We start from the raw sequence: 12,724 nt of genomic DNA on the forward strand, positions 1-12,724 counted from the left end.
GAAGAGACATGGGCGGTCAGTATCACCCATCCTACAAGCTCAACTGCACCATCAGCCGTTCCATCGTTACTCCCGCATCCAGCCCGCGCTTCATTGCCAAATCCGCATCCAGAATCCGGCCCAAATGAGCGCGAATCTTGCCTTCGTTCAGACGCCTTGCAACGTCCAGCGCCTTCTTCGCCGGGTACGGTTTCACGCCTAGGCGTTGGGCGGCGGCGGCTTCGGTCACGCGACCCCCTTCTTGCAGCAGGGCCACGCAGCGGGCCACCAGCGCGTATTGCCAGACCACCGCGCCCATCAGCTTGAAGGGGTCTTCGCCCGACGCGATCAGGCGGCGCAGCTGCATCACGGCTTCACCCGGACGCCCCGCCGTGGCCGCGCCCAACATGGCAAAGCTGTCTCCGGGTGGCTCGCGGCCCACCACGTGCTGCACGGCGTCGGCGGTAAATGGCCCGTCTATCAGCGTGAGCTTGGTCAATTCCGACGCGATCCCCGCGAGGTCGGCCCCGAACACTTCGGCCAAGTACAGGGCGGCGTCCCGTTCAAGCTTGATCCCCATTTTTTTGGCCCGCATCCCTACCCATCCGGCCACCTCGCCCGCTTTGGCCGGAGCCGCCGAGGCGATCTGTTCGGCCCCAGCGTAGGCCTTCAGGCGCGTGGCGGGCGGTGCTTCATCCAAAATTGCCACCGTCACCTGTGCTGAAGCCAGCAGTTCCAACAGCGCCTTGTCGGGCTTCACACCGTCAAAATCCACGATCACGCCGCCGTCTCCGAACAGGCCGGGCGAGAGGTGGGGGCGCAGGGCCTCAGCGGTCACGTCCTCGGCACCCATGCGGGGCAATTCTCGTGGATTCAGTCCACGCGCGGTCAGGGTGTCGCGCAGCGTTTCTTCGGCCAGAAAGCGGTTGCCCGTAAACACGACCAGGCTCAAGCGGTTTCCCCCACAGTCATGCCCGGTGTCGTAATGTCCGGCGACAGCGCAGATTCGTATGGCCCACTGACCGAAAAGCCCAATTGACGCCGCACTGCACACAGTTGTTGCAGCATCTCGGCGGCGCTGTTGTGGCGTCCACTGGGGTCTCGGTCAAGGGCTGCCAACATCACCGGATGTAGTTCGGCGGGGCCGGGCAGCGCGGCGCGGCGCTCATGGATGCCCACCAGCCAGCCCAGCGCGTCCTCGTAGGGTGGGTGTCCGGCGAGGCAATCGAACATCAGCACGGCCACCGAATACAGGTCGCTGCGGGGATCGCCGCGCACGCCTTTGAACTGTTCTGGAGCCATAAAATGCGGCGTGCCCATGCGCGTCCCGCTGTGAATATCGAGCGGCAAGGTGCGGGCGTGACTCATGCCGAAGTCGATGACCCGCACCGAGTCCGCCTGCACAGGCCCGCGCATCAGCAATACATTTTCCGGCTTCAGATCCTGATGGGTCACGCCCCGCGAATGCAGGTGGGCGGTGGCGTGCAGCACGCCCATGGCCACCGCGCTCGCCTCGGCTGCCGACATGGGGCCGCACAGTGCCAGATCGCGCAACGTGCCGCCGGGAATAAAAGGAAAGAGCAACTGCGTGGGTGTGCGGGCCAGTAACGGCACCACCAGCGGATGATCCAGCATGGCAGCAATCTGGCCCTCATGCTTAAAGCGTTCGCGTACATCGGGGTCAGCCGTCAGCAGGGTCTTGACGAAGACATTCTGGCCGCGCCACTCGCCTGTTTCGCTCAGCACGCCGCCCCGCGCCGCCACCGTGCGGGGGTGTTCAATAGGTTGCGAACCGGATAAATCTAACACTCGCTCTATTTAACCACGAAAATTGTACACAATAGTAGCAGGCTGTCCAGTTCAGCTTTCCACTTTGCAACTTTTGCCCGCCGAACAGGGTGGGAAACCACGCCACTCCCGCAGCCCATAAAAAAACATGTGGTCAGAATCTCATACAACAATTGCTATTGTATGGCTGGCTATGAAAAATATCACGCTACTACTCTCTCTTTCCTTGACTCTTGTTGGTACCGCGCAGGCCGCCGTGCGCCTTCCCGCCACCGACTGCGCCAAAACGCCCAGCGACGCCCGTTGCAAGTTTTCGGATGCCAGCAGCCGTATCGGGAAGACGGGAACCGGCCTGCCTTTCAAATTGGGCGGCTTCGAATTTATTGGCAGCGGCTACGTTGATGGGGCCAGCAACAGCGTTGTCGTGCCCGTGGAATTCGGCAGTCAGGACGACACTCAGGGCGTGGTCATGCGCGTGGATTTGGCGACGGGCAACCGCAGCATCGTCAGTGGCTACGACGGCGAAGAATGGAAGGGCGCGGGCGTGGCATATGTCAGTGACCGGGGCGCAAGGGGCGAGGCCTATGACCTTGGGCGCGTGAAAGTGGTGCGCCCCGGCCCCGGCGGAAGCATTCTGGCTCTAGTTGATAAGGGCCTCCAGTCCCGCAGCGAACTGATCAAGATAGACCCCAACACCGGCAACCGCAGCTTGGTTTGGGCCAGCAAAGTCTTCAACGACGCCGCCCCTAGTGGCCCCACAGCCATCCGTGACATCGAAGCGCAGCGCTTCAACTTTGGCAGCAACGCCCTGTGCCGGGGCGGAGACAAAACGGCGCTCAAGCCCAGCGAAACCTTTGAAACCGATGGACAGTTTGCCTACTTTTTCCTCGCAAATAGTCCGAGTGGCACAGGCATCGGCTTGGTTAAAGTGCCCCTCAGTGGCGGCAATTGCAGTTGGGTCAGCCAGTATTGGCCCGATGGCAAAAGCGAAATCGGCGCAGGCCCCACCATCAACACCCTGTCTCCGCTCGTATTTGCCTCCAGTCTGCTGGGACGCGAATTTGTGGCGGCCACTGGCCCAAATCCCAGCGGCAACACCCTGTTTGCCATCAACACCCAAACGGGCGAACGCCGCACCCTGAGCGCCAAAAACCTTCAGACGCCTGCCCGCAGCAAAGGCGCAGGGGAAGCCGAAGTGGGCTACCTCGGGACTTTGGCCGTCGGCAGTGCGGGAATCGCCACTTTGCGCGGCGCGTCTAGAACTGAATATTTCGAGCCAGTGATGGTCAACTCTCAGACCGGAGACCGGAAAATGCCTTCTGCTACGGGCTCGCTCAAGGATGCCCGCGACTCGGGCAGCAACATCGTCGCCGCCATCCCCGGCACCAGCAAGTTCATCGTGGCGTTCGGCAAGGCGCTGCACGTCTGGGACGCCAAAACAGGCGCAAGCTTCCTGCTCAGCCAGTAATAAGCACAACCAGAAGGCCGCTCCTGAGTCTTGGGAGCGGCCTTCTGGGTTGATGCTTCCTTCAGTTCACGCGAATGCTGTTCGCCAAGTTCCGTACCACAGCTTCGTTTCTGCTGTAGTCCTTTACGTTGCCGGAAATGGTCACCACCAGCATCCGGTTCCCCGCGCTGGTCACGAGGAGTTCACGGCGCTGATCGTCGCCTTTGCCGGGAGTCGTGAACACGAACTGCGCCCACGAGCCGCCGCCGAACTGCATGAGGTTGGCTTTCAACGATTTGATTCCTGTGACCTGAGAGCGGATGACGGCAGGAAACTGGGCCACCAAGCCTTCAATTTCGGTGGCGGCCAGTCGGCTTTCGCGCCATTCGAAGGCCACTGTCACTTTGCGGTCCTCAGTGATGAACACATAAGCCGGGCGGGTGGCCGGGTTGGGGAACGCACTTTGCAGGAACGACTGGTTCAGTTCCGCGAGTTTGGCGTTCGGCTCCACGGTTACGGGCAGATTGGGAAGGGTGACGGGCGCGGCGAACGCGAGGCCCATCATCAGGGTCAGGGAGAGGAGCGCTTGCTTCATGTTCCACTACCCTACTCAAAGTGGCCTGCTTCCTCATGAACCGTGGGTGAGGAACGTGCGGTTCCCATCAAAAACGGGTCAACTGACGCGCCGAACTACAGGCTGCGGCCCACGAATTCGGCGGCGCGTGCCCCTATCATCATTGATGTGGCGTTGGTATTGGCGTGAATGATGCGCGGCATCACGGAGGCGTCGGCTACCCATAACCCTTGCGTCCCATGCACCGCCAATGTCCGGTCTACCACCGCGTCGTCTCCGTCGCCCAGTGCCGCCGTTCCGACTGGGTGATAAAGCGTGGCGCATTCCTGCCGCACATAGTCCGCCAATGCCGCATCGGAAGTCGAAGCGTCGCCCGGCAAGACTTCGCCCGCGTTCACCTGCCGCAGTCCCTCACCCGCCGCAATGTCACGCGCCTGCCGCACGCCTGACACCAGCGCCCGCAAGTCGCGCTCGTCGCTGAGATACTGCGGGTCTATGCGCGGCGCGGCCAGCGGATCGGCACTGCTGAGGCCGATGCGCCCGCTGCTGTACGGCTCCACCAACACCGGGCCAACCGAAAAATGCCAGCCGTCAGCCCGTTGAAACCCGTGATCGCGGAAATAGGCCGGGCCAAAGTGATACTGCAAATCGGCGTGCGGCAAGTCCGGCCCAGAGCGCACGAAAGCACTCGCCTCGGCAATATTGCTGGCGAGCGGCCCCGTGCGGTTGAGGAGCCACTGCGCGAAGGCTGCCCCTTCCGAGCCTCCGTCCAGCGACTGCACCTTTGACCGGAAGATGACAGGCACGGCCAGATGATCTTGCAGGCCCCCGCCCACGCCCGGCAGATTCACACGCACAGTTATTCCGTGCCGCGCCAGTTCTGTGTCCGGCCCCACGCCCGACAGCATCAGCAATTGCGGCGTCTGAACCGCGCCCGCCGCCAGCACCACGCCCCCCGCCGGAGCGTCCAGCGTGCGCCCCCGCCAACGCATTCGCACGCCCACTGCCCGCTTGCCGTCCCAGAGCAGTTCCAGCACCCGCGCCCCGGTCAGTACGGTCAGATTCGGGTGGTTCAGTACAGGCTGCAGGAACGCCCGGAACGCACTTTGCCGCTCGCCCCGGTGGTGGTTGCTTTCCAGAATGCCCGCGCCTTCCAGCGTGCCGTGATTGAAGCTTGTTACGGCTGGCACGCCCAGTACGCCGCTGGCCGCCTGCACGAAGGCGTGACTCAGGCTATGTGACGCGGCCCGGTGGCCCACCGCCAACTCTCCAGCGTCGCCGCGAAACTCGCCCCCTTCCCCCGTAAACTTTTCTATTCCCCGAAACGCGGGCAACACGTCATCCCAGCGCCAGCCCTCGCCCCAGCCGTCAAAATCGGCCTTAGAACCGCGAATGTAGATGGTGGCATTGATGGCGCTGCTGCCGCCCAGCACTTTGCCACGCGGCCAATAAAAGCGCCGCCCACCCGCGTGGGGCTGCTCTACGGTGTCGAAGGCCCAGTCCACGCCCGTTTTGAACAGCTTGGGAAACGCGGCGGGCGCACGGATCAGCAGGCCGGTGCCGGGTTGGGTGTCGGAGCCGCCCGCTTCCAGCAGCAGCACCCGTGCGCCCTTGTCCAGCAACCGCCGCGCCAGCACGCAGCCGCCCGAACCTGCCCCCACGATAATCACGTCTGCCCGCAAGTCAGTTGCTCCGGTCTGGGTTGTCATGTCGGGAGGAGTATAGGGCGCGTTAGACGAGACTTTCAGTGTTCTGTTGGTGGTCAGTGGGAAAACGGGCTTGCGGGAAAATGGCTATCTTGATTTGGTCAAGCTCCAGAGTTGACGGTTCTAGGTAAACCCCCCAGTCTGCGGTGTAGCCAGCCCCCTTGAAGGGGAGTGCAAAAGCGGTTATATCCTCCCTTTGACTGGCACAGCCCGAAGGGAGGGGGGCGTTGCGTCAGCGATGGGGGGTTATCTCCCAAGCATTCAAGGAATCGCCCAATGGCGACCAATCAAAACCTCCCTTCGAGTCCGTCTGACCAGCCCCCGCAACCGCCCCGCGCCCTTGCTCTACACTCCTTCCCATGCAGTTTCCCAAGGGGTTTTTAGCGGCGGCCATCGCGGCGGGCATCAAGCCGAGTGGCAAAACAGACTTGAGTTGCGTGGTGTCGGACACGGACTGCGTATGGGCGTTTGCAGGCACGCGCAGCACCACCGCCGCCGCGTGTGTGACGCGCAACCGTGAAGTGTATGCAGCGGGCGGCCCGGTGCGTGCCCTTGTGGTGAATGCCGGAAATGCCAACGCCGCCACCGGCAAGCGTGGAGCAAACGACAACGCCGATATAGCCGACGCGCTCGGCAGCGTGCTGAACGTAGACCAAGACGCCGTACTGACGGCCAGCACCGGCATCATCGGCCACCTGCTGCCGATGGACAAAGTGCTGAGCGGCGTGGAGCATCTGCCCGAAGACCTCTCACCCCAAGCCGACGCTTTTGCAGCAGCCATCATGACCACTGACCTCGTACCAAAAACGGCGTCGGTCACGCTGTCTACAGGCGCAACCATCGTAGGCACCGCCAAAGGCAGCGGCATGATTCACCCCGATATGGCGACCATGTTCGCCTTCGCCTTCACAGACGCAGCCGTAGACCAAGCGGCGCTGCGGGCAGCGTTTCCGGCCATCGTGAACCGCACCTTCAACGCCGTGACCGTCGATGGCGACACCAGCACCAACGATATGGCCCTCGTGCTGGCAAACGGGCAAGCCGGGGCGGTAGACAGCGCCGAATTTTTGACGGCCCTAGAAGGCGTGATGCGTGACCTCGCCCGCCAGATCGCCGCCGATGGTGAGGGAGCCACCAAGCTGCTGACCGTGCGTGTGGCTGGAGCCGCTACCGAAGCCGAAGCGTTGGCCGCCGCCCGCACCTGTTGCGTCAGCCCGCTGCTGAAGAGCGCTCTGCACGGCAACGATCCCAACTGGGGCCGCGTGATCATGGCGGTGGGCCGCAGCGGTGCAGGCGTGAACATCGAGAAAATGACGGTGGCGGTGCAGGGCACACCTGTCTTCGCAGGCCGCCCCCTGCCCTACGACGCCGCAGCTGTCAGCGCCAGCATGAAAGCCGATGAAGTGATCTTCGACGTGAATCTGGGTGTTGGCGAAGCCGTGGGCGAAGCGTGGGGCTGCGATCTCAGCGCGGAATATGTGAGTATCAACGCGGAATACACCACTTAATCAAGCTGAGGCTGTGATTGAGCCAACGCTCACGCGCCCCACCCCTAAATCGTCTGGGGAGTAGCGTGGGCCATGTCAATCTCTGTTCCGCCTCAATCCGCGTTGGCCCGCCCTATCGATCCTTCTGTGCCTTCCAACCGATTTGCTGTGGCCGGACTCCTCGTAGGGGTGATCGCAGCGAGGCTATCGGGGCGCAGTTGGCCTGCCAGTCTCGGCATCGGTGGGGCCGGATTTACGGCGTGGGCCACTGCCCGCGAGCTTGACCCAGACCATCCCGACACCGCCAACGCCGCGTTGCCACTGGCGGCACTGGTGACCCTCATCGGCGGCCCGGTCAACCCGCTGGCCGGAGCGAGTGTGATGAGCGGATTGCGCGTGCTGGCGGGCACCACTGGGCAAGTGCCCACCCCGGCAGATGAAGCGGCGCTGGGTGTGCAAGCTGGCTTGGCTGCCCTGACAGGGGAGAGGTTCTCGGCCTTTGTGCCCGGCTTGGCGTTGCTGCTGTCGGGCAAAGTTCAACCCCAAGCGGCAGCGTTGGCACTGGCCCCCGCCCTTTCACCTGCGCTGAGGCCGGGGCAAGGGCGTAGCGTCGCCGCCGATCTGCTGAGCCTCGCCGCGCTGGGATTGGCCGCCACGCTCGTTGCCCCCGAACGCATCTCCAGCAAAGCCGATCATGGCGGGCACAGACTGGACGATGACCAGATTCGGCTGACCCGTCAATTGGCGGCAGGCGCGTTGGCCCTCAGCCTACTGGGGCGGCAATCCCGCTCGTTCGTGCCTTTGGCGGCGGCGGCGTTCAACGTGGGCTTGCGGCGCACTAGGTTGATCAAGACTGGGTTGATCAAGATTCCCTAAACCGATTGCGCCTGAAATCTTGCCCTTTCTGACAGCCCAGATCAACTATTTTTGCTTACCATGCCCCCATGACCGGACTTCCCCGACAACTGACACTGCTAGCGGCAACCCTGCTGACCTTGGTCATGAATTATCTCAGTAACGCCCTCCCGCTGTTCGGCAACAGCAACGGCGATATCAGCGACAGGTTACCCAACGCTTTTACGCCCGCTGGCCTGACTTTCGCCATCTGGGGGCCGATCTTTTTGGGGATGCTGGCGTTCGCTGTGTATCAGGCGTTGCCCGCCCAGCGTGGCCCCCGCCATGACCGCCTGTTCTGGCCGTTCCTGCTGGGCAACCTGCTGAACGTGTCTTGGCTGTTCGCCTTCCAGAGCCTGAACTTTGGGCCGAGTGTGGTCATCATGCTGGCGCTGCTGGCGAGCCTGATCTGGCTGTACCTGACGGTGCGTGACATGAAACCGCAGGGCGCAGAAACCCTGACTCTGCAACTGCCCGCCAGCCTGTATCTGGGCTGGATCAGCGTGGCGACGATTGCCAACGTCACCGCTTTTCTGGTCAGCGCGGGCGTCACGCAGGGCGCACTGGGGCTGGGCGCTCAGGCGTGGTCGGCGGTGTTGCTGGTCATCGCGGCCCTGATCGGCGTGTTTTTCCTCGCCCGCTTCCGCGACTACGCCTTTGCAGGGGTGTTGCTGTGGGCGTTTTACGGCGTATATCTGGCTCGCCCAGAAGTGAACACGGTGGTGATTGCGGTGGCTATAGCGGCAGCCTTGGTGGTGGTGTTGGGTGGCGCGGCCTCCGCACGGCGCGGGCGCAATACGTTGATCTAGAGAAAGAGAACAGCAAACAAAAGCGGCGTACCTTTCACGGGTACGCCGCTTTGTTTGGCCCCAGTGCCGTACTCTGCACCTATGGCACGCCGCAACTCCGAATCCACTTGGCCCGAACCTCTCCCTGAAGCTGAACCGCTGGTGTGCGCCCTGTGCCACCGCGAAACGCCTGCGCTGACCCAGCACCACCTGATGCCCGTGTTGCAAGGCCGCCGCAAAGGAATGAAAGTGCAGGACTTGCCCACTGTGGGCCTGTGTTCAGCTTGTCACGGCTACGTCCACAGCACTTTTTCCAACGCTGACTTGTCGGGGCCGTACAGCACGCTGGAAGCCCTCAGCGAACACGAAGGCGTCATCAAGTTTGTGAAGTGGGTGAAAAAACAGCCGGTGAGTAAAGCCGTGAAAGTGAAGTAGGGCGGTGCAACCAAGAGCAGAGGCGCACCCGTTCTCAAGGTGCGCCTCTGTCTATTCCTGCCTTACGCCTTTACAGCGTCCGGCTTGATCTTGCGTTTGCGGTTCCATTCTTCAAAGTAGACCACCAGCGGGGCCACGATGTAGATGCTGGAATAGGTGCCGATAAGGATACCTACCAGCAAGACCAAGCTGAAGTCGCGCAGCACGGGGCCGCCGAAAATCAGCAGGCTGACGAGGGGCAGCATAGTCGCCACCGAGGTCATGACCGTGCGTGAAAGAGTTTGATTGATTGACGTGTTCACGATGTCGCGGTAGCTTCTGCCCCGCATTTCGCGGATATTTTCGCGGATTCGGTCAGAGACGATGATGGAATCGTTGAGCGAATAGCCGATCAGAGTCAGGAGCGCGGCCACGCTGGCAATCGTAAATTCCAGCCCCAGCAGCGAATACAGGCCCATCACGATAGCCACGTCGTGCAGCACGGCCACGATGCTGCCCAGACCCATGATGAAGTCGAAGCGGAAGCCCACGTAGATCAGAATCAGGCCGAGGCCGAGCAGCACGGCCCGGATGGTGTTGTCGGTCAGTTCTTTGCCCACCGCTGGCCCCACCGTTTCGCTGGACTGCACTTCGCCCTGCGGCAGTTTGACGATGGCCCCGGTGAGCGTCTGGACTTCACTGCTGGTCAGCTGCGGCACCTTGATGGTGTACGTCGCGCCGCTGACGCTGGGGGTGATGTCGCGTTGAATGCTGGCGTTTTGGGCCGTGACTTTGCCTAGACCTGCGCCTGCAACGGCGTTGCGAACCTGCTCGGTGGAGGTGGCGCTGCTGGTTTTGATGGCGAGTGTGGTACCGCTGGTAAAATCCACGCCGTAATTCAGGCCCTTGTTGGCCAGCACGATGCTGCCCGCTATAGCCAACAGCACGCTGATGGTCGTAATGATCGGCGCGGCTTTAATGAAGTTGATGTTGGTGGGTTTGATCCACTGCGGTGCAGTCATATTGGGTTTGCGCTTGGCGAGCCATTCCATGCCCCATTTGGCAAACAGCAGGTTAGAGAATGTAGACGCCACCACGCCGATCATGAGGGTCACGGCAAAGCCTTTGACGGGGCCGCTGGAATAGTTGTAAAGGGCCAGAGCCGACAGCAAATGCGAGGCGTTCACGTCCAAAATGGTCAGCGTGGAGTGTTCGTAGCCCACGCCAATCGAGTTTTTGATGCCTTTGCCTTTGTACAGTTCTTCCTTGATGCGCTCGAAGGAAATGACGTTGCCGTCGACTGCCGCGCCGATGGTCAGTACCAGTCCGGCGATACCGGGCAGCGTGAGTGTGGAACCCAGTCCGCCCAGCAGACCCAGAATCACGATGCTGGAGAACAGCAGGCCCAAAGCGCCGACCAGACCGAACCACAGGCCGTAATAGAAGAACAGCATGACGAAGACCAGCCCGATGCCCACCAGGGCGGCAATAGCGCCGCTGCGAATGGCGTCGGCTCCCAGCGTTGGCCCGATGGCGCGTTCGGCTTCGGTTTTGATCTTGATGGGCAGGGCACCCGATTTCAGCACCAGCGCCAACTGGCTGGCTTCCTCGGGCGTAAAGTTGCCGCTGATCTGCACGTCACGGAACAGACGTTGCTCAATGGTCGCCACGCTCTGAATTTGGTCGTCCAGCACCACCGCCATAGACCGTTGCACGTTTTTGCCCGTAAATTCGCCAAAGGTGGCTGCCCCTTTATCGGTGTTCTGGAAGGTCACCACCCACTGCCCCTGTGGGTCGGTGGCCGAAGCTGCGTTGGCGATGACTTCCCCGGTGGCCTCCACTGGCCCCAGTTGTGCCAGTGTGTAGCCGCCCGAACGTGGATTTCTGGCCAGTAGCGCGGCGTCCTGCTGTGCGCCCTGCTGCACGATGCGGAACTCTAGGCGAGCGGTGCGCTGAATAATTTCGCGGGCACGCTGCTGCACGGCGGGGGTGGCTCCGGGAATTTCCACGACTACGCGCTTGCCGCCGCTGACCGTGACGGTGGGTTCGGCCACGCCCAGCGCATTGATTCGGTTCTCGATAACCGTTTTTACGCGGTCAAGGTCTTCGCGAGTGGCCGTGCCACTTTCGGGGGCCAGTTCGATTCTCAGGCCGCCCTTCAGGTCAAGGCCCAGCGTAATGAACTGATATTGATCGTTCCAGACTGTCCAGAGGTTGTTGCGGTGTTCCCAAGGCCGCCAGATGTAGAGCAGGCTGCCCAGCAGGGCCAAGAGGAGAAGCAGACCCGTCCAGCGGTTCGCGCCGGTGGGGGCCGCCTTCCGTGAATTGGGGCGTTTATTGCGGTTGTTTCGGTTGTTGCTGTAGGTCACAGGGAAAACTCCTGATGTGGGGTGTGGGGGGTGGGTAGTGGTTATCGGAAAGGCGCAACCCGCCCTAACCGCCGTCTATTTGGCGTCTGCCCAACACATTCAGGTCAAGTTTCAGCAGCGGTTCTTCCCACTCGGGGAGCGCGGCCACGACACCGTAAGGCGCACGCGGCAGCCGGAAAGGTTCGGCTGCTGCTGGCGTCAGCGTGGGCGAACCCGGTGACGGCTGAGGCGCGGGCCGCAGTTCCGGCAACACAGGCGCGACACTGCCCGCCGACATTCTGGCTCCGGCATCGGGCGAAGGCGGCGGCGACCCCAGCAGCACGGCCAACACCGACAGCACCGTCAGCAGTCCCGGCCACGCCAGCAGGTGCGACCAGAAATGTTGAGGAAACCCGGAGCGTCTCAAAGCGCCGCAGCATATCAAAACAAGTCTGTCCGGCTCCTGACCAAGCTTCCGTTTCCTGCGGGGACGTCTGCTGAACTTGACGCCGCGTCATTAGCCCTTGTTTAACCGGTTGCCCACATCATCTGCTCGTGGCCGAGGAAGACAGAAACCAGCTTCCCCCTAGCCTTCACCAAGGAGATCACCATGAAGAACCGTACACTGGCCCGCTTTCCCCTGACCGTCCTCGCCGCCCTGTTGCCCCTGACCAGCGTCGCCGCTTTTGCCGCTGGAACCACGCCCGCTGCCCCCGCCGCGCAGAATCAGCGCACTCAGGGCAACCAGACCCAGCAGGCCCGGCCCACCCAGAACCAGAACAACCAGACCCAGCAACCCGGCATGCGCGGTGGCCCTCAGGGTCAAGCACGTGACGGTCAACGCGGCGGTGGCCCCCGCGCCGTTATCGACACTGCCGTTGCTAAAGCCCTCGGCCTGACCCCCGAAACCCTGCGCCAGCAACTCAAGGCCGGAAAAACTATCGCTGACCTTGCCAAAGCAGGAGGCGTCAGCACCGCCACCCTCCGCGCCGCTGCTCTGGCCGCCCTGAAAACCCAGTTGGCCGCAGAGGTCAAAGCAGGCAAACTGACGCAGGCTCAGGCCGATCAGCGCTTGGCCCGCGCTACGGCAGACGCCAACTTTGGCCTGATGGCAGGCGGCCCACGCGGCGGCCCTGATGGTGGCCCAAACGGTGGACGTGGCGGCCCCGATGGTGGGCGGAACGGTGGCCCCGCCGACAACAACCGCAACAACAATGACCGTCCCGCTGGCCCCCGTGGAGACTTGCCCACTGACGGCGCGTAACCTCTCGCCCTTAAATGGTGTTTGTCCTCCCTTCG

Annotated in this window: 12 protein-coding genes; 6 read left to right on the forward strand and 6 right to left on the reverse strand. The window is 62.4% G+C overall.

The window, feature by feature from the left end:
* Window positions 1-31: 31 nt before the first annotated feature.
* Window positions 32-931: a DNA polymerase III subunit delta gene (holA, locus tag SU48_RS06975; protein ID WP_064014620.1), complete on the reverse strand. Its 900-nt coding sequence runs from the start codon at window positions 929-931 to the stop codon at window positions 32-34.
* Window positions 928-1,788, reverse strand: coding sequence for a serine/threonine-protein kinase (locus tag SU48_RS06980; RefSeq protein ID WP_407919255.1), 861 nt, complete (start codon window positions 1,786-1,788; stop codon window positions 928-930). The genes holA and SU48_RS06980 overlap by 4 nt, the downstream gene beginning before the upstream one ends.
* Window positions 1,789-1,993: 205 nt before the next feature.
* On the opposite strand from SU48_RS06980, the gene SU48_RS06985 reads away from it, so the two are divergent.
* Window positions 1,994-3,235, forward strand: coding sequence for a hypothetical protein (locus tag SU48_RS06985; RefSeq protein ID WP_157451106.1), 1,242 nt, complete (start codon window positions 1,994-1,996; stop codon window positions 3,233-3,235).
* Between the two features lie 61 nt (window positions 3,236-3,296).
* Here SU48_RS06985 and SU48_RS06990 read toward each other — a convergent pair whose 3' ends face one another.
* Together SU48_RS06990 and SU48_RS06995 are read right to left on the reverse strand one after the other, a co-directional pair.
* Window positions 3,297-3,809, reverse strand: a complete 513-nt coding sequence (locus SU48_RS06990; protein ID WP_064014622.1) for a hypothetical protein — start codon at window positions 3,807-3,809, stop codon at window positions 3,297-3,299.
* 95 nt (window positions 3,810-3,904) lie between these two features.
* Complete coding sequence (locus SU48_RS06995; protein ID WP_064014623.1) at window positions 3,905-5,497, reverse strand: GMC family oxidoreductase; 1,593 nt, start codon at window positions 5,495-5,497, stop codon at window positions 3,905-3,907.
* Between the two features lie 356 nt (window positions 5,498-5,853).
* On the opposite strand from SU48_RS06995, the gene argJ reads away from it, so the two are divergent.
* From argJ to SU48_RS07015, 4 genes are all read left to right on the forward strand, one after another.
* Window positions 5,854-7,002, forward strand: coding sequence for a bifunctional glutamate N-acetyltransferase/amino-acid acetyltransferase ArgJ (gene argJ, locus SU48_RS07000; protein WP_064014624.1), 1,149 nt, complete (start codon window positions 5,854-5,856; stop codon window positions 7,000-7,002).
* Between the two features lie 72 nt (window positions 7,003-7,074).
* Window positions 7,075-7,857: a hypothetical protein gene (locus SU48_RS07005; protein WP_064014625.1), complete on the forward strand. Its 783-nt coding sequence runs from the start codon at window positions 7,075-7,077 to the stop codon at window positions 7,855-7,857.
* A 68-nt stretch (window positions 7,858-7,925) separates the two neighbouring features.
* Window positions 7,926-8,684: a TspO/MBR family protein gene (locus SU48_RS07010; RefSeq protein WP_064014626.1), complete on the forward strand. Its 759-nt coding sequence runs from the start codon at window positions 7,926-7,928 to the stop codon at window positions 8,682-8,684.
* A gap of 81 nt (window positions 8,685-8,765) precedes the next feature.
* On the forward strand, window positions 8,766-9,098 hold the full coding sequence (locus SU48_RS07015) for a hypothetical protein (protein ID WP_064014627.1): 333 nt from the start codon (window positions 8,766-8,768) through the stop codon (window positions 9,096-9,098).
* A gap of 62 nt (window positions 9,099-9,160) precedes the next feature.
* On the opposite strand, the gene secD is transcribed toward SU48_RS07015, so the two are convergent.
* Both secD and SU48_RS07025 read right to left on the reverse strand, forming a co-directional pair.
* The gene (gene secD, locus SU48_RS07020) at window positions 9,161-11,446 is read right to left on the reverse strand and encodes a protein translocase subunit SecD (protein ID WP_064014628.1); all 2,286 of its coding nucleotides are present in this window, start codon (window positions 11,444-11,446) and stop codon (window positions 9,161-9,163) included.
* Window positions 11,447-11,510: 64 nt separating this feature from the next.
* Window positions 11,511-11,852, reverse strand: coding sequence for a hypothetical protein (locus SU48_RS07025; protein ID WP_082869703.1), 342 nt, complete (start codon window positions 11,850-11,852; stop codon window positions 11,511-11,513).
* Between the two features lie 183 nt (window positions 11,853-12,035).
* On the opposite strand from SU48_RS07025, the gene SU48_RS07030 reads away from it, so the two are divergent.
* On the forward strand, window positions 12,036-12,689 hold the full coding sequence (locus SU48_RS07030; protein ID WP_064014629.1) for a hypothetical protein: 654 nt from the start codon (window positions 12,036-12,038) through the stop codon (window positions 12,687-12,689).
* The last annotated feature ends 35 nt before the right edge of the window (window positions 12,690-12,724 follow it).

It is taken from the genome of Deinococcus puniceus, from assembly GCF_001644565.1.
Classification (GTDB): Bacteria; Deinococcota; Deinococci; order Deinococcales; family Deinococcaceae; genus Deinococcus; species Deinococcus puniceus.